This is a genomic window from Chloroflexus sp. MS-CIW-1 (assembly GCF_030444705.1).
GTDB lineage: Bacteria > Chloroflexota > Chloroflexia > Chloroflexales > Chloroflexaceae > Chloroflexus.
The window spans coordinates 2,359,966-2,382,345 of record NZ_JAUBWR010000001.1; the positions used below are offsets into that span (position 1 = coordinate 2,359,966).

Genomic DNA, 22,380 nt, shown 5'->3' on the forward strand with positions numbered 1-22,380 from the left:
CGGAGGAAACCTGGCACTGGATTGCGAATTCTGGTCTTGACAATTACAGGGCGCAGTGACACTGCGCCCCGTCAGGAATTGATCGTTTTGCAAACATGCACTGTGGTACTGCGACAGCGGTGAACGCTGTTCAGTCAATGCACGAGCGCTTTACCCACTACTGCCCGTACCGCCAGCGCAAGTAATGCTGACCAACGTTCCCCATCTCAACTCGCCAATTTGGATCGTTATCGGGAGTATATGTCAGCACACGTCGCTCAAAGGCCTGCATCAGCACGTCTTTCTCTACACCGCCAACCCGCACTCGTGCCCAGTAGGGTTCGCTAATCGGCAAACCCATTACAAAGACCCAATCGATAATTTGACGATTGACGTAGCGGCCATTTTCCAGCACTACACCCTGTTGAGCAAAATAGTCGAGGAAGACTTGCGGGATGTTGTGCCCAAGCGTCGCTTCGTAACTGCCAATACGTATATCGTAACGGGCCAGGTCAGGACGTTCACTGACACTACCGTCACGATTGAGAAACGCAGTGACGACCTGGCCGGTACGATCCGCAGCTCGATTTTGATTAACCGGGAAGGCAACACTACGCAAGGTAGCGTAAGTGGGAGCATTAGGGTTAACTGCTGCTGGATCGCCAGCTACCGCTTCAGTTGCCGGTGTACGATTCTCAAATTGCGCGTCACCGATCTGAACGCGGCCGGTCAGCATCTCAACCACAAGCAAGCCGTTGGTCACATACCACTGATTGCGGGGGGCATTCGGGTTGTTGATCTCCATTCGGCTCTTATCGAAATACTGTACCAACCGGCTGCCGCCTGGACTTTGGGCATACGGTTCACGCATCGCACCGCTGATCGGCTGTGGTCCCCAAATCCACGAACGTGGACGTAACTTCGGCGCACCACTGGCTACCGGCTGATCGGTGCGCTGCCACACATTTCGCATAGCATCGTCGGCGAAGGCACCGTTGGGTGGAACAAAGCCACTACCGGACGAGGGTGGCGGAGGTGGAGGCGGCGGTGACGCAGACTGCTCGCTGCCCGGCTGATAGAGAAGGTAGATCGGACGTGGCCCAACATCGAGGGTCACCATCCCGCCTGCTGCGGCCAAGCGACGCTGACCACCATCGCGGTCGATGATGGTAACTTCGGCATCGGCGCTAGGAACACGCACCCGACCACTATCCACTGCCCAGATCACCTCAACGACACCACGTTCAGCAGCAAAACGGGCAGCGTATGCCTCTGGCCCACTGTAGCCGGTTAGATCATCGAGATAGACTACACCCTCACCAGTACGAGTATCTGGATCATCGTCGATCACAATAGCCTGAAGTGTGATGTCACCATCGAGTTTGCCATCGACAAACCGAATCCGGTTCCCTGGCTCAACCGGGCCATTGATTGCAGCAACAAGCTGTTGCCAGCCCGGAGGCCCGATCTTGCCCAGGCGGTATTGCAGAATCTCACCCTGCGTGTCGCGAAGCTGAACTTTCAGATCAAAACTGCTTCCATCACCATACACCCACATCCCAATCTGGGTCGTTCCGGCTGGAAACGTGATTGCTTCGCGAGGGGTAAAACTTACATAGTCATTACCGCCGGTAGAAAAGCGGTAACGAACCTCCACTGCCCCGCCCCCACTGCGCACTCGAGCACTACTCTGTGCGATTGAGCCATTTCCAGCCGGAAACGTTTGCCAGCCAATACTCCGCTCGAAATCGAAGGCGATTCTCGCTTCACTTAAACGCCGCAACCCAAGCGGCTGCCGCCCACCAACGTACTGGTTCAAGGTGCGAAACGCTGCTAGGGCTGGTTTGGGCTGACTATAATCCTCCTGACCTTTGCCATAACGGTATAGTCCATATGCATTGAACGGCACACCATTACGCAGTTGCATATCTTTGAAGCGGAACATAATGATCCGTTCGACACCAGCCTGCCGCAACAGGGCCATTGCCCGAATCAGATAGTTCGCTTGCGTCTCAACATCGACCGCCCGCTCACCCGTGCGATCACTCGGACTATCTGCCCAGCCAAATTCTGTAACCCAGATCGGTTTCGGTCCTAAGCGAGCGGCCAGCGTCTGAATTGCACCGATCCCTACTGTGTCAATCGATCCGGCTTCAGGGCCGAGCGGATCGGTGTAGGGATGGAGGGCGATGACATCGAACGAATTCCAGGCGCCATTATCAGCAATTGCCTGCAAAAACGATCCCGCCGGTTCGGGCGAGACAATCCCGGCGGCTAAAACGACCGCACCCGGATCAACCGCTTTAATTGCCGGGTAAACGGTACGGAGAAGGTTTGCATAGGCAGCCGGATCGGGTGCTGGCCGCCAGTATACCGGATTGTCTGGCTCGTTCCATATCTGCCAGTAACGGATGCGATCCTTATAGCGGTTCACAACCGTCGCAACAAAATTCGCAAAAAGTTGCGGCTCTGGTGGGTAAAAGCTCCCTCGATCAGGTGGGATGGCATCATCAGCCGGATTTGGCGTGCCCCAACCGACAGCCGGATTAAAAAGACCGAGAATGTTGACGCCGCGCTTTACTAGCTCATCAACAGCTCGATCGGTAAATGTCCAGTCGTATTGACCTGGACGCGGCTCGATCCGTCCCCACTGAAACTCTTCACGTGCCCAACCTAGTCCACTCTGCGCCACAACCTCAGCCGGTTGGTGCAATGAGTCGGGAAAGGGGTAAGTGGTTGCAATGTGAGTATTAGCTCCAAATACCGAGGGGCTGGCCGATTGCGTGCGCGTTACGTCCATCGGCCAAAGGCTCAAGAACACACCGATACATACCAGCAGACTGAGATAACGGGCAAAACGCATACAACAGTACTCCCTCTATGAAGATGAGACCAAGACAATATTAGTATAAATGGTGAGTGAAACCAAAACGGTAAAAGTTTGGCGCGATTTTTTCATGCTGATAACGACAACCGGTTGTTTCCCTCCATTCTGCTGGTCAGGAAAGAGAGGGAAGGGAGGCGCAGGTTCCCAATCTCCCTTCAGTTCACCCTTTCGCTGTTAGGGAAGAAAACGGGTTCAGAGTAAAGGAAAGCTTCCACATATACGCGGGGGAATAACTAACGCAAGATTAGCGGGAGCATAACAGCATATTGTGGTGGTTCAGGAATTGCTACAGGAAGCGCGTATGACAGCGATAGTCGATCAGCACTATCAATAAAACGGACGTAGATCGTCGGTATCGTCTGTATATTCGTCAAGGACGGTACAATGTTAAGTGGAAGAATCACTTCGGGTCTGTAAGGTACACGAATTGCCTCACGAAAATCACGCCAGAAGCTCACTTCAATCGCTTGGGTATCTGCTGGCGCCTGCAAGTGGATAACTAACCCTGCCTCGTCGATCTGGGCCGGTTCAGGAATACGGTATTCAGGACTTGACCCTACGCCATTGATGGAAAAAGTCTGGGTCATTGGGGCTGAGACATTACCAACCGTATTAACTGCCCGAAACTCAACTACATAGTCACCATCGTACAACGGTAACTCAACCTGTGCGATCTCACGTGGACTGTCGAAGTGACCATCAACTGGTATTGCTAGTTGCCAATCACTACCCTCAACTCGATACTCAATGGCGCTTATCCGATTGATACTCGCATCAGGTTGCACCGGTGAAGGGTAAGGAATATCACGAGCATTCAATTCGACAACCGGCCGTCGACCTGTTTCCTGAAGTGTCGCCGTTAGTGATATAACTGGCGTTGTGTCAAGCACATCTATCACACCATCGGCATCACTATCACGGTAGCCAAGCTGGTGGCGCGCCGACGTGTCAACAGCGCCGATCGTGAAGCTATAGATCAATTCGCGCATAATACTCGGTTCGTTGGTACCACAGTTATTAAACATACTATTTGTCGTCGGTGTGAACAGATACCCGCTCCGCTGATCACACGAAACACGAGCAGCACTATACTGGTCGAGTGCACCAAAGAGATGTGCAAACTCATGCGCGATCACCGCACGTAGCCACTGGGTCTGATATGGACCACCATCGGAAGTAATCACACTATACGGCCCGTGGAGATATGCGTAAGCGAAGCGGCCATCGGCAAAGTAGCCGTCATCACTCGCACTATTCACAATAAAGAAGATCGTCGCCCAATCTGCGTGTCGTTGCTCACGGAGATCGAAGAGCATTCTGAACGCCTGCTCGAAATGGCTTGCGCCAACGTAGCCCAATTCGCTCAGGACATCACCGATCCAGCGCCTTTCCTGGGCTAGATCGTAGCGGATTGGCTCGTACATTGTTGGCACAACGCGGACACTCAAATCAAACTCCAGCCGGGCATCTGGTAACCGATCACGCCACCAATCAAGTGCCGCCTGAGCCTCAGCAACGATCTGCTCGATCTGGGCGCTAGTCCAATCCTCCATCGAAGGATCAACAGCGCCGGTACTTTCTGGCAATATAAGTTGTACGGCTACTCTTCCGGCCAGATACTGACTTGGTAAACGCGGTTCAACATCATCAACCGCAAATGATAACCTTGCTGATGCGGGAGCAATCAGAACATCATCTTCAGGTAAGGGGAGTTCTGGTTGACCAGCAGGTGCGGCATAGAGGGTGAACGGCGCTGCGATAACACAGATGAGCAGAATTGAGAGAATATTGTTACGCATAGCGGCCTCGCATTGGCTACAATGAACAAAGAGCGCAAAGCCGTTCTCACATCCTCAATGTAGCTGACAATGCTGCCACTGGCGAGGGGCGAAAGAGTCCTGTTGTGCTGGTACTGGTATGACTAGCGTTTAACGACAAAGCATAGGATTCTTGTACTATGGTGACAAAATATTGTTGCGGATCGACAGTATTGCTCAGCGATCATAACCGCTACAGCATCGGTTAGAACGGGTTTTCAACCGCAAACACACCCCAGCACGACCCAACATATGACGAAGCGAAGGAGGCAATGCCAGGGGTATAATGAAGAGAACCTTATTCATCATCGCATCATTCGCGGCTCAGAACTCAACTTCCCCTCAACGTCCTAACCTTGCAGAATGCAGTCCTCTTTCCGCTTTCGGAACAGGAGGGGTAAAGGTTAAGGAGAAGTTCATGCAGCAATTGCAGCTCTGGCTACTCCGCATTCCAGACTCTAACGAAGACGATCAACGACGTGGTCGGATCATCATTGTCCTGGCACTCCTGATGAGTGGGTTGGCCCTCTTATCCATCCCACTAGTGTTTGCAGTGACACCACAATTAGCGTTCACCCTACTGCTGATCAATGTGACCGGAGTTCTTGTCTATACTATCGTGATCGTTCTCTGCCGAACCGGTTGGGTGCAAGCGGGTGGTCTGCTCTTCATCATCACCGTGACTACACTGACGATGACCATTCTATTTCTGGCTGAGAGAGATGATCCTACCCGTTATGCAACACCCTTCTTTCTCGTCTTCACAATCCTCATTACAGGAATGATCCTCCCACCAGCCTGGACTTGGTTCGCATTGTTCCTTAATACAACCGGTCTGTTAGCCGGATGGTGGACGACCGGTCAGTTATTGTTTTTTAAACAACCCGAAGGCACATTACAGATCGCTGCCCTGTTTCTGCAAGTTGGGTCAGCCTTGTTCACGTTCGTTGGGGGAAGCGTCACCAACGCCGCCTTGCGCGAGGCGCGTCGGCTTCGGGAAGAGGCGCGCCAGAGCGCCAACCAACTGGCTGCACTTAATGCCACGCTCGAAGCGCAGGTTGCTCAACGCACGGCAGCATTGCAGCAAGCGCTCCGTGACCTCGAACAGCGCGCCGCTGAACAGGCCCGCCTGCTGGCCGAAAATGAACAACAGCGCCAGGTCATTCGCGAGTTGAGCGTTCCGGTACTGCCGGTACGCACCACCACGCTGGTGATGCCACTCATCGGTGCGCTCGATACGGCACGGTTGGCCGATATGCAACGGCAGGCGTTGGCCCAGATTGAACACACCGGCGCCCGTGAACTGCTCATTGATGTGACCGGCGTCCCCGTGATCGATACCCAGGTCGCCAAAGGCGTGATCCAGCTCGTCGAGGCAGCACGCTTGATGGGCACGCACGTCACGCTGGTCGGCATTCGCCCGGAAGTCGCGCAGACCCTGGTCACGCTTGGTATTGACTTGCGTGGCATTCGTACTTTTAGCACCCTGCAAGCCGCGTTGAATAGTGAAAAACGCTAGGGACGCATGACACGTCCCTAGCGTATGATAGCGCCCCCTACTCTGTGGCTGACGGATCGGTTCCGCTCGTAGATGACGTTAATTGCGGTAAAACACCGCTCTCGCCGAGAAGACCGGTGCGCAGATAAACCAGAAGTTTCTTGCGCGTGTCGGCAATGTCGTTATTGCGCATGTGCAGTTGACCGATCCGATCTTGCGGCGTAAAGCTGGCCTCACCTTTCTCCATCGTCAGGCGGCTCGGATCATACGTCAGGTTCGGTGAGCTGGTATCAAGTATCGAATAGTCATTCCCCCGACGTAGACCAATCGTTACTTCACCGGTAATCAGACGAGCCACCCAGCGTTGGATCGACTCACGCAACATCATAGCCTGCGGATCAAACCAGCGCCCGGCGTACAGTAAGCGACCTAACTTACGACCATATTCCCGATACTGGTCGATAGTATCCTCGTTGTGGATACCGGTAACCAGTCGTTCATAAGCGATGAAGAGCAGTGCCATCCCTGGCGCTTCGTAAATACCACGGCTTTTGGCCTCGATGATCCGATTTTCAATTTGATCACTCATACCAAGACCGTGCCTTCCGCCAATCCGATTTGCTTCGGTCATCAGCGCCACGTGATCGGGGAAGGTCATGCCATTAATTGCAACCGGGAATCCTTCTTCAAATGTGATACGCACCTCTTCGTATTCAATCTGCACCTCTGGCCGCCAGAATGCCACTCCCATAATAGGATTGACAATCGTGATATTGCGATCCAGAAACTCCAAATCTTTCGCCTCGTGGGTGGCGCCTAAGATATTTGAGTCCGTTGAATAGGCCTTTTCTGCTGGCATTCGGTAATCGAGACCGGCGCGACTCAGGTAGGCCGACATTTCGGCCCGACCACCCAGTTCATCGATGAATGCCTGGTCAAGCCAGGGTTTGTAGATGCGCAGATCGGGGTTGACCAGTAAACCGTAGCGGTAGAAACGTTCGATGTCATTCCCCTTGTAGGTACTGCCATCACCCCAGATATTGACCCCATCTTCGCGCATGGCAGCGACCAACATCGTGCCGGTCACTGCCCGACCAAGAGGAGTTGTGTTGAAATACGGTAGCCCGGCAGTGGAAATATGAAATGCGCCACATTGGAGCGCCACCAACCCCTCGGCAACGAGCTGATGACGGCAATCGATCAGGCGGGCTGCCTCTGCGCCATACAATAAGGCACGTCGTGGAATATCTTCGTAATCGGGTTCATCGGGTTGACCAAGGTTCGCTGTGTAAGCGTAGGGAATAGCGCCCTTTGCGCGCATCCAGTGAATAGCTGCACTCGTGTCAAGGCCACCCGAGAAAGCGATACCGATCTTTTCACCAACCGGCAGGTGTTGCAAGATTTTTGCCATGGTGCCCCTCATTTCCAACGTCTAGTAACATTAGCCGTTGTATTATACGACGGAACCAGTTCAACAGTGGTTACAGCTTAATACAGAGCCTGCAACGATGCACCACCTACCTGGGTGCGCGGGACTCTGGCTCGCATAGTGCCTCATAAAACTTCCCAAATTACTTGGCAGTAGTGAGGAGCGAAGAGAGAGGAGCGAGAAACGAGAGCAGCAGAGGCGGGTCCCTGACTTCTCCACAGTACGCGCAGCGGTGCTCTGATTCCCATTCTGCCAGCGGTCTCCCCGCGCCACGTATCTCTCATCGATCAAGTCGTCAGCGTATGGTTGGTGTGGGTCACAACTCGTCCGCCGCTCATGCGGGCCAGAGGCCCGCGCACCCAGGTCTGTACACCGCCTATGCGGGCCGGAGGCCCGCGTACCCAGGTCCGTACACCACATATGCGGGCCGGAGGCCCGCGCACTCAGGTCTGTATACCGCTCATGCGGGCCGGAGGCCGGCGCACCCAGGTCTGTATACCGCCCATGCGGGCTGGAGGCCCGCGCTCCCAGGTCTGTATACTGCCCATGCGGGCCGGAGGCCCGCGTACTCAGGTCCGTACACCACATATGCGGGCCGGAGGCCCGCGCACCCAGGTCTGTATACCGCTCATGCGGGCCGGAGGCCCGTACACCTGGGCGAACGCTGAAAACATCCTGTCACTGGCCTGAAAACCTTGACGAGCATGAGATTTCCAGCTACACTACACGCAATACACACAGAGAGGAGAACCCATGACAGCCACCCATCGTGTACCTCACGTATTACCACAACCACCATTGCCCGGTACCCAGCCACTATTGGCTGAGACAGGAGATGCTACCTGGCCATTGGCACTTAAAGCACTTTTGCTGCTTAATGGTGCGATCTCTCCTAGCGACCCAGTGTTGACTACCTTGTCTGACGATGAGTTGATTGCGCTGCGAGGTAGTTTATTGCTTCTACAGAGTGACGAACCAACGAATATTGCCTAGGCTCCTACATATAGAAGGTGCGGGGTGTGCAATCAACACACCCCGCTTCTTGTTTTCTCTGGGTTTTTTTAGAGGGTGATCAAAAACCTGGGTTTTTGATGAGGCACGACCATGGGACATCGCCAGAATAGTGCAGTGAACGGTGGCGGGCAAGGCATGCGTCCCTTCGCTGCGATAGAAACGATGGCGCCGAGTTCAGCATCATTGCTGCGGAGCACGCCTGGAGACCCTCACCTTCTCCCACTCCTTGCCCAACTTCTGCGCCCACACGGGGCAATGAGAAATCTGGGTTTCTGATCAGGCTTTTAGAGCCTATCCGGGACACCCTGTCGCAGAAGAAAATCGGTTCATGCACAGCGCCGCTGTGCCCGTACATCTACTAGGTCTCATCTGCCTTACCGTGAGACGATGATATGGATAGGCTCTTACAAGTTGGTTATACGTTTGCCAGACGCGGACGTTGTTCGTTTGAGTGGTAAATTCGATCCATGAGACTGAGCAGTGACTGTTCGAGTTCAGCAACGACCAGCCGCTCGGCTGGTGAGAGGGGCAAGTGGCTCAGTTCTTCAAAATACCAGCGGATCATTGTGGCCGTATGTTCATAGGCTACGCCCCAACGGGGTAAGACACCACGTGCCCAGCGTAACTCGGTTTCAGCAATATCGAATGTGTTAAACAATAAGATGGCGTGCACCAGATTGATGAACGGGCGTACCGCTACCTCCGCCATTCGTTCGGCCGGAGCGTAATTTTCTTCGAGGCGCAGGGTATGGGTGAGTTCTGGAAAAGCGCGCAATAGCCTAACGGCTACCCGATAGGCGAAGGTCTGCCGGTGTTCCTCAACCCGACGTGCCAGTTGGTTGGCAGCAATCTCATCCATACATTCCCACCTCTGTGCTATGTATGTTGATTATAGCACGCTATGGACAAACATTACTTGTGCATCTATCCTGAGTTGTGTGGGCATTTCTGGTGCGAGATTACAGCGGTGTGGACTCCCTGGATTCAAGAGCCTGATCAGAAGCGTTTCCTTAGGCATGTACCGTGCCCGTGCAACTATTGCGTGAGGGGTTTCCAGCATCCTTTCTCTCAGCCCACCTTCCCCCTTCCTTTCTTCTACGGAGGGAGGAAGGGGCTGTGGGAAGAGCAGGGGCGTCAGGTGTGCGTTGCAGCACCGGCGCTGAACTCGGCGCCATCGTTTCTATCGCAGCGAAGGGACGCATGCGTTGCCCGAAACAAGACATTGCGTACCACTGTCAAGTCTCATCAACAGCCCAGGTTTCTGATCACCCTTTAACTATGGTGATTTAAGTACGTCCGGGTTTGTAGCCGACTACCCTAGCGGCTAAACAGTGTTTGTGCTATACGCACAATTGCCCGTAACCGAGGGCGTTGCAGTCGCTCAAGCGCTTCGGCGAGTGGTACCCATTCCACGGCAACAATCTGCTCTCGGCCACCCATCGGTCGTGCACGACCTTTGATTGCGTGGAGTAAGTAGTAGTCAACGATTTTGCGCTGTTCGCCACGCGGCCCATGAATGATGTAGTCGATACTACCAAGCATATCAACAACTTCAGCAGTGACATGGGTCTCTTCACGTACTTCACGCACAATAGCATCAATCGCAGATTCCCTGCCCTTGATCTTTCCTTTCGGAAGTGACCAAAAACCTTTATGTTTGCGGATGAGTAAAATCTCAATTGTATGATCGGCCTGAACGCGATACACCACCGCGCCTACACCGTAGATTGGCTTTTGGCTGTTCATACCTCTGCGCACCATCAACGAGTGGTTATTGCCGATAGAGAGTAAATCTACATTATATCGCGTTTGGGCAATGCTGGCAGATTGCGGCAAGGGCTTTTTGGAATGGGTTCTCAACTGTAACAGAAAAGGGCGGGTCATAAGAACCCGCCCATCTTTGGTGAACACACGCCCGGTATTACTTCCCTTCGTTCAACGCCTCGGCAAGCAGACTAATGGCAGCAGCACGCGGTAGTGAACGTTGTTCACCGCGCTGGAGATCTTTCACTACAACCTCACCACGCGCCAGCTCGTCGGGGCCAAGCACCAGTGCAAAGCGTACCCCACGGCGGTCAGCTTCCTTGAACTGCTTGCCGATGTTCCCTGGTTCAAGGGCAATGACCGTATTAATCCCGGCAGCGCGTAGTTCTGCTGCCAGGGCCAGACTATCGGCAACCTGATCGACCCCGAACAACGTGACAAATGCGAGCGCAGTTGTGCGCGGACGCGGGCCGAGATTTAGCTCGAGCATCACATCGTAGAGCCGGTCAATGCCGAAGGCAAGCCCAACCGTCGGAATCTGTCGACCGGCGAACAGACCGATTAGATCGTCGTAACGGCCACCGCCGAGGAGTGAACCTTCAGGCCAGTGCGGTGTGATTGCTTCAAAGACAACGCCAGTGTAGTACGAAAGACCACGCGCTAGACGAGGGGCAACGCGATACTGATCAGGAGGAACTCCCATTGCTGTCAGACCGGCCAACACAGCGCGCAGGTTGGCAATAGCCACTGTGGCCCGCTCGTCGTTGGCCAGTTGTTGGCTCAGCGCATTCAGTACCTCATCTGGTGTACCATCGATTTGTACCAGCTCCAGGATGTGGTCGGCAGCCGCAGGGGTAATACCCGATTTGAGCAATTCGGTGCGTACCCCATCCGGGCCGATCTTATCAAATTTGTCGATGGCCCGATAGACACCACCCGCAGCCTCTTCTGATAGTCCACTGACGCGGGCAATACCGCCGATAATCTGGCGATGATTCAGCAAGGTCACGAAACCAGGGAAACCAAGCGCAGTCAGTGCTTCACAGAGGATTGCAATGATCTCGGCGTCGGCAAGTGGAGAAGAACTCCCAACAATATCGAGATCGAACTGATAAAACTCGCGATAACGTCCACGCGCTGGCCGTTCGCCGCGATAACTCGGTCCATACGCATAACGCCGCCACGGGAACGATAATTGACCGGCGTACTGAGCTGTCACTCGTGCCAGTGGGACCGTCTGATCGTAGCGCAACGCGAGTCGCCGCCCGCCATGATCCTCGAAGCGATAAATCAGCTTTTCATCGTCTCCTAACTTGCCTTCCAGCGTCTCGGCGTATTCGATAATTGGCGTTTGTAGGGGTTCAAAACCATGATTTTCACTAATGCGCGTTAACGTATTGACGATATATTGCCGCAGCATCATATCTGCCGGCAGATGATCGCGCATTCCTTTCACATTTTGAATTGGCGCCATACGGTCTCTCATGTACATCTAGCGATAGCTCGCACACTTTGTTATCATCATTCACGATTCGTTGCCAACAGCATTGACCGGTATGAACTGACGCCCGGCCAACTGACCACAAGCCGCAGCAATTTCTACACCACGTTCAACTCGCACCGTACAGGGAATACCATAATCGGTCAAAATCTGCTGGAAGGTAGTGACTCGTTCCCATTCGGATCGTCCAAGAGGAGTACCGGGAACTGGATTCCAGGGGATCAGGTTGACGTGGAACAGCAGTGGGCCGCGCGGCGCCGAGCGTCGGAGCAGGCGGGCGAGGGCAATCGCCTGATGCGGGTGGTCATTTTTTCCTTGGAGCAGCACATATTCAAACGAGACACGCCGACGGGTTTTGACAATGTAGTTGCGAGTTGCTGCCATCAAGTCAGCAATTGGATAACGCCGATTAATCGGCATTAGTTCGCTACGCAGCGCATCGTCGGGAGCATGCAACGAGATCGCCAGATTGATTGGTAAACGCTCTTCGGCCAGGCGCTCGATCCCCTTCACCAATCCCACCGTAGAGACCGTCATACTCCGGGCGCCAAGGTTGAAGCCCTGTGGATCATGGAGCCGCTCAACCGCTTGCCACCAGCGGTCGTAATTGGCAAAGGGTTCGCCCATCCCCATGAAGACTAGGTTGCTAACACGCCCGCTTTGCCCAGCCATACCCATTGCACGTAGTTCTTGCGACGCCCAAATTGCCTGCGCCACGATCTCGCCACTACTGAGATTGCGTAACAACCCCAATTGGCCGGTAGCGCAAAAAACACAGCCCATCCCACAACCGGCCTGGGTCGAGACACAGACCGTTGAGCGGTCGGGGTAGACCATCAGAACCGTCTCAACCACTGCACCATCCGGCAGTCGGAAGAGCGCCTTGCGCGTCATCCCGTTGTCACCGATCTGCACGTGCTCGCGGTGTAACGTTGAGAGTGGAATCTCGGCCAGACGACGGCGCAATGCGAGCGGCAGATCGGTCATTTGTTCTGGATGTTGGACTAAATTGACATACAGATGCCGGTAAAGCTGACGGGCACGGAATGCCGGCTCGCCCCAGCTTTGCAAGAGTGCGGTCAATTCAGTTAGAGTGTAATCATACAGACTGCGTTGCTCCATAGCATGATGCATTGTACCACGTTGACAGGAAATGAAAACAACGACGACGCAGAGTATCGGGGAACGAACGTGCATGTCAGAACGTCCTAAAACCGACAAACACTGCATAGTAAGGAGTAAAGATGATGTTACGCCGTGGCATGTTATTACTTATTGTCGGATTGGTCTTTCTGTTAACGTCCTGCACTATGACAACCTCGACTCCCACCCCGCGTAGCGGTGTGGTGACGATTGAACGAGTTGAATTCGTAGTCCTCGAGTCGTATCCATTGCAGGTGCAAGCCCACATTACCGGCTACCTTGGTGATGGCTGTACAACGCTTACCGGAATCAGCCAGCAGCGCGAAGGTCATGTAATCACGATTACAGTTAAAGCAATACATAGCGGTGCCGAAATGTGTCCGGCAATTGCCCCAATGCTGGATCAATCGGTTATGCTTGAAGGTTCGTTTACCCCCGGCCAGTATACAGTTATCGTGAACGGAACCGCTTACCAATTGACGGTGTAAGTATCTGTTACACCGTATATGTACCGAGGGACACGGCAGCGCCGTGCCCCTGCGGATGACGTCACACCCGCAGGTCATCCCCGTCGGCATCCAGCAGATCGTCCGACGGGGCCATTCATTCCGCACCATCCGGCGACGAGAGCGACCAATCGGTGTCCGTCGTCTCCGTAGCGCCACCGTGACGGTTGCCGTCTACCACGATCAAAGCGCCTCATCACTATGCGACGCACCCATCTCCTCTTCGCCGATAATGGGAGGTGAAGAGGCACGGCGGCGCCAAGCCTCTGTGAACGACATTGCGCCCGCCAGGTCATCCCATCGGCGTTCGGCGGGAGCCATATCTATCGATAGAAGCCTTCCGTCGTAACCTGACGCAAGGATTTCGGATAGCGATCCTCATCAGCGCTGGAAAACAGCACCGCCTCTCATCGGTCTCAGGTATCGGGCCAATTCTCTGAAATGCTTTGAAAATTTAAGATCACTATCCACATATGTGAACGATTATCTTGCTATGATAGTTGCAGTGATGTTGCAGTACTGGCAACATCGGCATGCGACACTCCGGTCGTCGCACCTAGAGATTGACGTTACCGGAGGGTAGCAATGTTTGGGAGCAAGCAGAGCAAGCAGCAACGACTTGAGCGGTATGCCGAACTATTGGCCGAGGAACCATTGACCGCAGCCGAATTAGCGTACCGGTTAGGGGTGCCGCGTTCGACTGTGATCCGTGATCTACCGCTGCTTGAAGAACGTGGCTTGCTGCTAACCGAAGATCAGGAAGGGAGGTTACATCTGTTTCAGCGTTGGTGGTAAGTTTCTTTGCAACAAACATCTGTGCTGTTGCCATTTTTCGAGCAGTTGCATGCTATAACTCACATCAGGAATAAAGCGTAGAACGTGGGTATGCTACTAACCGGCGCTCGAGGGAGACCCTATGTCGCGGTTGGAACGGCTCATTACGATTGACCAGATGATTAGGACCAAGACGTATCCATCGGTCGCCGATTTTTGTCGGCGTTTTGAAGTGAGCGAGCGGGCCATTTACGACGATCTAGCGTATCTGCGTGATCGGATAGGCGCACCACTGGTTTACAGTCGGCGGCACGGTGGCTACTTCTACCGCGATTCAACATGGGTGATGCCGGTGCTGCACGTCAGCGAGGGGGAATTACTGGCGTTTTTGATCAGTACCGAGCTTAGCCGACGCTACCTGGGTACCTCATTTGCCGCGCCGCTTCGGAGTTTTATACAACGGATCGGACGCTACTTGACCGACCAGATGAGTGTCCATCCTGAAGCATTGCTCGATCATTTGACATTCCAACCCGGAGCGCTGGCTCACGTTGATCCTGACCTGGTGCAGGTCATCAACGAGTGTATCCGTGAGTATCACCCTATCGAGATCACCTATTTCACGGCCAGTCGTCAGGAGGTAACGCAGCGCCTGATTGAGCCATATCACCTCTTTCTAGCCCGTGGTGACCTTCAGGTCATCGCTTTCGATCATCGGCGGGGAGAGATACGGCAATTTGCGCTCTACCGGATCAGGCACTGGCAGGTGCGGCGGCAAAACCGTTTTGTGCGTGATCCCAACTTCGATGTAAACACCTATTTACGCAACGGTTTTCTTGGTCAGGGGAGCATGTATTCGGTCGAGATTGTGATTGCGTTTGATCGATTCCAGGCGCCGTATATTCGTGAGCGGCAGTGGCATCCCACACAGCAGATCGAGGAGCAGGCCGACAGTGGCCTGGTGTTGCGTTTTCAGAGCGGTGCGCTCGACGAGGTGAAGCGCTGGGTGTTGGGGTATGGGTCACATGCTCTTGTGCTGGCGCCACCTGAGTTAGTGCAGATGGTTGCCGCTGAGTTGCAGCAAGCATCAGCAAATTACGCGCAGACTGCAACTATGTTGCAGGGTAGGATGCTACACTGCACAGAGGAGGGTGAGATGTAGCACAGGAGAAGGAATAAGGTGTCGGTTTTACTCTCTTTCCTACTGTTGACTGTACCGTCTGTTGGCATTAGCACGGCAGAAACGGGCTGGGAACTCCCTCGCTTACGAACACAGCGTTTCGCACACTCCCGCATTCATGTGCGAGCCTGAGGTACGCAATGAGAGGACGGAAGAATGAACAAGATAACCTATACCGGCCATCCATTTATTGATGTTGGTTTTGCTACCATGACGGCCTTCGTTGGCAAACAGCGGTTTGCCGATCTCGACACACAGGATTTGGAGAAGATCGCAAGGTACATCGAAGCGAATTATGTACGACAGCCGTTACGTAGCTTCTTAACGGTTGCCTTTACCAGTAATGCATGGTTTGCCCAATCAGCCTTCAACCCTGACCGACCTGGACTATCGCCTGAGCAACGGGCTGAAGCGCAGCAGAAGCGCCAACACTGGGCTGAGCGCCATTTGCGACAGTGGGCGCTTGCTATTGCCAACACTGAACCCTGCCTCTTTACCGGTTTACCGGCGGCCGGACTTGAGTTGTCGCAGAAATTGCAACCAGGTCGGGTAGGGCGGGCGCAAATGCCATTGCTTCAAGGTGATGATGCGATCAACTTCTTTATTAACGGTGATCCCGGTTTGCCGATGGCACCGGAGGCAATCCTGGCTCTACAGACGATGCCGCTTGGCTGCGCCAAGGTTGGTGGCGGGTTGCTGGCCGTGCATTGTGATGATGAGCAGCTGACAATTGGCTTTGCAAATCAATTTCTGCAACGTAATCTGAGCGATGTTGCCAAAGCGCAGGCTGCTGGTGAAGATAAGTTACCCGGTTCGCCACGGAGCTTGAAAACACTCCTGATCGAGACACTAACCGATATTCTGAATCGCCAGAGTCGGTATTCGCAACGCCGACCGGCGATCACCGCATATTACTTTAACAACGGTCAGTCACCGTTCCTGGAAATATACCATCTCCCATTGCAGATTACCGGCTTTCTGCTGGCCGTGCAGACCCCAACCTACCGGCAACTGTGGAATGAGTTGGTAAAGCGGAGCTGGCAGGTCGTTGCGGCAACGAGAAAACGGAACAAAGCCGCCGAACCATCTGAACCACGCTCGAACTATCTCTACGAAGACCTGTTTACGCTGCCGGAACAGGCTGCGCGTTTTGTGCGGACCTATTTTCTCCGCAAACCTGATCTCAGGCGGTCGGCTGATGACCCACGTCACGGCTATTCAACTTTGCGAGAGGCTGAGCTGATTTCCTGGCCGTTGGTTGAACTTTTTGTACAGGAGGTAATGCTTATGACTGATGACCGGGTAGCGATACTGAAAGAGCTGGGCGATAAGTTGGCCGATTACACCCGTCACCAGGGCGGCAAGCGCTTCTTCCGCCAGTTCTTTACGACGCAACGTAGCAATGACTTTCTAACGTTGCTTAGCAAGACCAACATTGAATACACCCGTTACAAGCGTGGTACAGATACCCTGTTGGATCTCGATAGTTTTTTAGCCGTTTTTATGGAGGGCGAAGAGGTATTACGGAGTGACTGGCGACTGATGCGCGATCTGGTGTTGATCCGCATGGTCGAGCAATTACGTGATTGGATTGCTGCAAATGAGGATGCGATTCCGACCGAGGAAGAGGTTGTGGTAAACGACTAGAAAGGAGAGCAACGAACGATGGCATTCGTGACCGGTTTACTGCTGATTGATGCTCCAGCATCGGCCCTCAACAATTTGGGCAATCCCGGTGAACGGGAAGAAAATACGGTAGGTGTGAAAGTGATCTCCACCAAAGCCGGTAATTTCCCCTACGTTTCGGCGCAGGCATTTCGCTACTGGCTTCGGATGACGCTCGAACAACGGGTTCCGGAGTGGAAAGCTTCGCCCATTTTCCGCGAAGAGAAGATTGCCTACACCGACGCCAACCCGATCCGGTATTGGGACGATGACCTTTTCGGGTACATGCGGGCGCCCGGCAAAGCTGACACTGCCAAACGGAGTCGTGAGCAAATCAGTTCGCTTGAAGAATCAACACCGGTGAAGGATACGGTTACTCGCGCCTCACCATTCCGTGTTAGTACGCTGGTTTCGATTGCTCCTGTCAATCCGACCAGTGATTTCGGTGTCATGGCTCGCCACGAGGGGAATCCGGTGCCGCATGAGCATCAATTTTACCGGACAACGTTAAAAGGGCTGTTTTCACTTGATCTGTGGGCTTGCGGCACCTTCTCGTACCGCAATCGCACCGGTTTCCGCAATCTTGACGAAGAACGGGTTCGCCTGATTGGTGATGTGCCTGGGGTTGAACACCTCGAAAACGAGAAATCGTATCGGTTGCCGAAAGCCGAGCGGCTGGCACGGGTGAAGGCCCTCTTTACCGGCATGGCGCAACTGGAAGGTGGGGCAAAGCAGACGTTGCACTATACCGATGTCAGTCCGGCGCTGGTGATCTTTGCCGTCACTAAGGGCGGAAACCATATCTTCCACCATACCGTTGGCGCCAATCGGGTCGGATTGCCGGAGATCAAGATCGAGGCCTTGCGTGACGCATTGCGAGTTTTCGCCGACGGTATCCTCTCACCGGTGTACGTAGGCTGGGTAAAAGGTTATCTCGACGAGGCGCGGGCCAGTTTTGAGCAGTTCATTGCCGATTATAATGCGCATGCCTCTGCTCAGAACCTGCCCCAAATTCGGCTGAGCCATCCCCGTGAAGCATTCACCACCTTCGTTCAAGATTGCGATCAGCATCCTGAATGGCTGGACTAGGAGATAGATATGAAGGTGCTCAAGATCGTGCTCGAAGGCATATCAACTTCGTTCCGGTATCCCCACTTTATGTTGGGAGAACAGCCGAGCTTTCCATTGCCGCCACCCGCGACCATCTATGGGCACATTTGCAGTGCCCTGGGTGACTGGATCGATCCAGAAGGTGTAAGGTTTGCATACCATTTTACCGTTGCCGGTGCAGAGTACGACCTTGAGCATATCCACGTGCTCTCGGCTGCATCAGGGAAATTACCCGGTGGCGAACCCAAGGTGCTTGAAGGGAACATTAATCCCTTCAAGCGCCATATCCTCCTCTTCCCACGCTTGACGCTCTACATCAACCGACCCGACTGGATCGATGCTTTCCGTTTCCCGCGTTATCCGGTCATCTTGGGCCGTTCGCAGGATTTGGCTGCGTATACGCAAGTGGAAACTATTGAACTTCAGCGAACTGATCAGGTCTACTTTGAGCACACCCTGCTCCCATACCGCATGGCTGCCCAAATACCGGCCGGTATTGTGACATTAATGCCGCGCTGGATAGACTATCATAACCGCCGGAAGCCCAGCTTTGAACGCTATCTGATGCTCACCGAACGGGTAACGACCAAACAAATGCTGAAATTCGGCGAACAGACCACAAGCTATTGGAGTGATCCAACAGCACCGACTGTTGATGGTTTGATGTTGGGTTTGTGGTTTCATACCTTTGTAGGAGTATCTGATGAAGCCTTCTCCCTGGCCTGACCACATCGATGATTTGCTGGCAAAGAGCCAGCAGCACGGTGGTGAGACTCTGGCCGCACATACCTGGGATGTGCTCTGTCGGTTAGCCGATCTCTACCGCCTGCGCCCGAGTCTGCTTCCCGACCGGCAGTGGCACTGTCTCTACTGGGCTGCTTTTCTGCACGACTTTGGCAAAGCAGCGCATGGCTTTCAACGGCGGTTGAAAGGTGGCCCACCCTGGCCGCATCGTCACGAGGTACTCTCGTTGGGCTTTGTTGATGCAATTGCCCACGACTTCAGTGAAGAAGAACAGCGTTGGCTGGTGGCGGCGATTGTGTCTCACCATCGCGATGCTGCTGAAATCGCCGAACTGTATCCGCCTGGATTGCGTAAAGACCCGCTTATTGAGCTGTGCAACGACCTGCCAGAGCAAACGGCGCAAGGTTTGCTCACCTGGTTAGATACCTGTGCCAATCCCTGGTGTGACCAATTGGGGATAGGGCAGGTAGTAGCCGCGATTACTCCGCAACCCTGTCGTGTCAATCCCGAACGGGTACGACACTGGCTGGGAGAATATCAGCGTTGGGTTGATCAGCTCGCCAGTTCGCACACGGCAAAGACTGATCGTCTCCCCGGTATCCTCTTGCGCGGTTTGATCACCACTGCCGACCATCGGGCTTCGGCCCATCTGCATAGTATGCCGGCGCCGATCCGGTGTTCCTGGGAATCGCTTTTCACCGGCAAGAAGGTCTATCCTCACCAACAGGACAGTGCAAAACAGTCGGGACGTACAACCTTCCTTATGGCACCAACCGGCAGTGGTAAAACCGAAGCGGCGCTGGCCTGGGCACTGGGGGATGGAACGCAGGCAGCCGCACGAATCTTCTACGTTCTGCCGTACCAGGCCAGCATGAATGCGATGTATGACCGTCTGCGCCATCTCTTTGGCGATCAGGCAGTTGGTCTCCAACACGGACGGGCAGCGCAAGCTCTTTATGCCCGGTTCCGTGATGGTGAAGAGTGGTCGGCGAGCATTGCACGGCGCATACAATGGGAGAAGAACCTCAACCTGTTGCACGCCCGTCCTCTTAAAGTTCTCAGCCCATACCAACTGCTCAAAGCACTGTTCCAACTGCGCGGCTTTGAAGCCATGCTAACCGACTACACGCAAGCAGCGTTTATCTTCGATGAGATTCACGCTTACGAACCAGAGCGACTAGCGCTGATCACCGGCCTGATGCGCTATCTCCGCCAGTATCTGAACGCCCGTTTCCTTGTGATGTCGGCAACATTTCCCTCACTCATCATTGACCGACTGACCCATGCCCTTGGTAAACCAGCGATGGTTCAGGCGACGCCGGACATCTTTGCCCGTTTCCGTCGTCATAAGCTACACCTGCGCGATGGTGAATTGATCGATCCGGAGACCATTCAAGAGATTGCTAACCGTGTCCAGGCTGGTCAGCAAGTGTTGGTGTGTGCGAACACCGTCGCACGTGCGCAGATGCTTCGTGATCTCCTGGCTCAGGCTGCTCTGAAAGAAGAACAGCTTATCCTTCTCCACAGTCGGTTTACCTATGGTGATCGCAACCGGATCGAACAGACTATTCGGGATCGCTGTGCGCATGGCAGTGGCCAACGTGCGCCGTTAGCACTCGTTGCTACGCAAGTCGTTGAAGTCAGTCTCGATATTGACCTCGACACTATCTACACCGATCCGGCGCCGCTGGAAGCACTCTTACAGCGATTTGGACGAGTCAACCGGCGTGGCACGAAAGGAATCGCCCCTGTTTACGTCTTCCGCCAACCGACCGATGGTCAGGGAGTATATGGTCGTCACCGTGATCCAACCCAGGCTGGCCACATTGTTCGGGTCACTTTAACCGAACTTGAGCGTCACGATGGTGAGGTCATTGATGAAGCTACCGTCCAGGAGTGGCTCGACCGTATCTACGCCGATCCCCTGCTTGATCAGCAATGGCGAGAGGCATTCGAGCGTATGCAGCAACAGGTTGACCTCATCATCAACGGTCTCTGCCCATTTAAGAGTGATGACCAGCGCGAGGAGGAATTCGATAAGATGTTCGATGGTGTCGATGTGGTACCCCAATGCTTTGAACGAGTCTACATCGATCTGCTGATGAACGAACACTTCATCGAGGCGAACGACTATCTGGTCAGTATCAGCAAACAGCGCTTTGCCATCTTACGCAGCCAGGGCAAACTCCAGCCAGCAGAATCGGGAGGGCAACGGCACATCTGGATTGCCCAAACTCCTTACGACTCACGGAACGGCCTTTCGTTTGGTGATATTGTCAGTGATCCAGATTGGAGCTAACTATGACCCTTACCGTACATCATCTCGTCTTCACCGTTACCGCCGCGACCCCGATTATGCTGGCCGCGCAAAGTGGGCCGGCGGTACGGGGAGCGATTGCCAATTCACTATGGGAACGATTCTGCGCCAATAAAGAGGCGATCACCTGTGCTGGCTGCATAGTGTACCAACACTGCCCGGTCGCTGCACTGGTGGCGCCGATGCGCAGCGAAGACGAAAAAGGCAGTGAACAACGACCGCGTCCATACGTTGTTCGTCCACCGCTTGATAGCGGGCGGCGATACCAACCAGGTGAAACCTTTCAGTTTGGACTGGCCCTCTTTGGCAAAGCCGAGATCTTCTTTCCGTACCTCGTGATGGCTGTTCACGAACTAGAACGGGACGGCATCGGCATAAAGCTACCTGAATTGGGGAGTCGTCGCGGACGCTTCGCGCTCCAGGCCATCGAAGCGTACAATCCACTCACCGCAACACGGCAAACTCTCTACCCACAACCCGGGAGAACCGTTAATTTCCCTGGATTACCGATAGATTCAACGACAGTAGCCGATTACGCGGCGCGGTTGCCGACCGATCAGATCACCTTCACCTTCCACACGCCACTGCGACTCATCGATCAGGATCGGCTGGTGAAAAACATTGCCTTACGGCCGCTTATTCAGCGCCTGATGAGGCGCCTTGACGATCTCTCGCGGGCGTATGGTGATGGTCCGCTCACCATTGATTTTCGCGGCCTGCTAGAAATCGCTGAACAAGTAACAGTCACAACTGACCAAACACGCTGGATCGACGTTGTGAGCGTCTCATCACGCCAGCAACGACGAACACCTGTCGGTGGTCTGATCGGCAGTGCCACCTTTGCAGGCCCACTGGAACCCCTGCGCGAACTGATTGTCTGGGGGAGCCTGATCCACGTCGGGCGCAACGCAGTCAAGGGAGACGGATGGTACACACTGGAGGGCATGCCCTCATTTCCGGGATTTGACACCAGCGTATTCTCTCGTTAGAGTATGTGTGAACATTTCGTCGCCAGCACGCTAATTAGCACAATCTTGCATCGCACCCGATGC

General features: G+C 54.1%; 17 protein-coding genes. 10 read left to right on the forward strand and 7 right to left on the reverse strand.

Annotated elements, in window-relative coordinates; translation table 11 throughout:
• Positions 1 to 157 precede the first annotated feature (157 nt).
• Positions 158 to 2,842 carry a flagellar filament outer layer protein FlaA gene (locus QTO31_RS09365; protein WP_301428883.1) on the reverse strand — a complete coding sequence of 895 codons (2,685 nt, stop codon included), beginning with the start codon at positions 2,840 to 2,842 and terminating at the stop codon, positions 158 to 160.
• A 257-nt stretch (positions 2,843 to 3,099) separates the two neighbouring features.
• Complete coding sequence (locus QTO31_RS09370) at positions 3,100 to 4,665, reverse strand: hypothetical protein (protein ID WP_301428884.1); 1,566 nt, start codon at positions 4,663 to 4,665, stop codon at positions 3,100 to 3,102.
• Between the two features lie 436 nt (positions 4,666 to 5,101).
• Between QTO31_RS09370 and QTO31_RS09375 the strand changes: the two genes are divergently transcribed.
• Complete coding sequence (locus QTO31_RS09375; protein ID WP_301428885.1) at positions 5,102 to 6,202, forward strand: STAS domain-containing protein; 1,101 nt, start codon at positions 5,102 to 5,104, stop codon at positions 6,200 to 6,202.
• A gap of 37 nt (positions 6,203 to 6,239) precedes the next feature.
• Here QTO31_RS09375 and argG read toward each other — a convergent pair whose 3' ends face one another.
• Positions 6,240 to 7,592 (reverse strand): argininosuccinate synthase, encoded by a 1,353-nt coding sequence (gene argG, locus QTO31_RS09380; RefSeq protein ID WP_301428886.1) that lies wholly within the window; start codon positions 7,590 to 7,592, stop codon positions 6,240 to 6,242.
• A 771-nt stretch (positions 7,593 to 8,363) separates the two neighbouring features.
• On the opposite strand from argG, the gene QTO31_RS09385 reads away from it, so the two are divergent.
• A complete protein-coding gene (locus tag QTO31_RS09385) occupies positions 8,364 to 8,603 on the forward strand; it encodes a hypothetical protein (RefSeq protein ID WP_301428887.1) in 240 nt (79 codons plus the stop codon).
• A gap of 436 nt (positions 8,604 to 9,039) precedes the next feature.
• Here the strand turns inward: QTO31_RS09385 and QTO31_RS09390 are convergent, their stop codons facing one another.
• The 4 genes from QTO31_RS09390 to rlmN form a co-directional block, all read right to left on the reverse strand.
• On the reverse strand, positions 9,040 to 9,483 hold the full coding sequence (locus QTO31_RS09390; protein WP_031458699.1) for a hypothetical protein: 444 nt from the start codon (positions 9,481 to 9,483) through the stop codon (positions 9,040 to 9,042).
• A gap of 458 nt (positions 9,484 to 9,941) precedes the next feature.
• Positions 9,942 to 10,370, reverse strand: coding sequence for an NUDIX hydrolase (locus QTO31_RS09395; protein ID WP_301428888.1), 429 nt, complete (start codon positions 10,368 to 10,370; stop codon positions 9,942 to 9,944).
• Between the two features lie 175 nt (positions 10,371 to 10,545).
• Positions 10,546 to 11,862: a histidine--tRNA ligase gene (gene hisS / locus QTO31_RS09400; RefSeq protein ID WP_301428889.1), complete on the reverse strand. Its 1,317-nt coding sequence runs from the start codon at positions 11,860 to 11,862 to the stop codon at positions 10,546 to 10,548.
• Between the two features lie 51 nt (positions 11,863 to 11,913).
• Entirely contained in the window at positions 11,914 to 13,023 is a 1,110-nt protein-coding gene (gene rlmN, locus QTO31_RS09405; RefSeq protein ID WP_301428890.1) for a 23S rRNA (adenine(2503)-C(2))-methyltransferase RlmN, read from the reverse strand.
• A 110-nt stretch (positions 13,024 to 13,133) separates the two neighbouring features.
• Between rlmN and QTO31_RS09410 the strand changes: the two genes are divergently transcribed.
• The 8 genes from QTO31_RS09410 to cas6 all read left to right on the forward strand — a co-directional run bounded on the left by QTO31_RS09410 (position 13,134) and on the right by cas6 (position 22,317).
• Positions 13,134 to 13,520, forward strand: coding sequence for a hypothetical protein (locus QTO31_RS09410; RefSeq protein ID WP_301428891.1), 387 nt, complete (start codon positions 13,134 to 13,136; stop codon positions 13,518 to 13,520).
• Between the two features lie 603 nt (positions 13,521 to 14,123).
• Positions 14,124 to 14,333, forward strand: a complete 210-nt coding sequence (locus tag QTO31_RS09415; RefSeq protein ID WP_031460741.1) for an HTH domain-containing protein — start codon at positions 14,124 to 14,126, stop codon at positions 14,331 to 14,333.
• A gap of 121 nt (positions 14,334 to 14,454) precedes the next feature.
• Positions 14,455 to 15,474: a helix-turn-helix transcriptional regulator gene (locus QTO31_RS09420; RefSeq protein WP_301428892.1), complete on the forward strand. Its 1,020-nt coding sequence runs from the start codon at positions 14,455 to 14,457 to the stop codon at positions 15,472 to 15,474.
• Positions 15,475 to 15,648: 174 nt separating this feature from the next.
• Positions 15,649 to 17,139 carry a type I-B CRISPR-associated protein Cas8b1/Cst1 gene (locus tag QTO31_RS09425; RefSeq protein WP_301428893.1) on the forward strand — a complete coding sequence of 497 codons (1,491 nt, stop codon included), beginning with the start codon at positions 15,649 to 15,651 and terminating at the stop codon, positions 17,137 to 17,139.
• An 18-nt stretch (positions 17,140 to 17,157) separates the two neighbouring features.
• Entirely contained in the window at positions 17,158 to 18,246 is a 1,089-nt protein-coding gene (cas7i, locus tag QTO31_RS09430; protein ID WP_301428894.1) for a type I-B CRISPR-associated protein Cas7/Cst2/DevR, read from the forward strand.
• A gap of 9 nt (positions 18,247 to 18,255) precedes the next feature.
• A complete protein-coding gene (gene cas5 / locus QTO31_RS09435; protein WP_301428895.1) occupies positions 18,256 to 18,993 on the forward strand; it encodes a CRISPR-associated protein Cas5 in 738 nt (245 codons plus the stop codon).
• Complete coding sequence (gene cas3, locus QTO31_RS09440; protein WP_301428896.1) at positions 18,971 to 21,310, forward strand: CRISPR-associated helicase Cas3'; 2,340 nt, start codon at positions 18,971 to 18,973, stop codon at positions 21,308 to 21,310. Before cas5 ends, cas3 begins: the two co-directional genes overlap by 23 nt.
• 2 nt (positions 21,311 to 21,312) lie before the next feature.
• Complete coding sequence (cas6, locus tag QTO31_RS09445; protein WP_301428897.1) at positions 21,313 to 22,317, forward strand: CRISPR system precrRNA processing endoribonuclease RAMP protein Cas6; 1,005 nt, start codon at positions 21,313 to 21,315, stop codon at positions 22,315 to 22,317.
• The last annotated feature ends 63 nt before the right edge of the window (positions 22,318 to 22,380 follow it).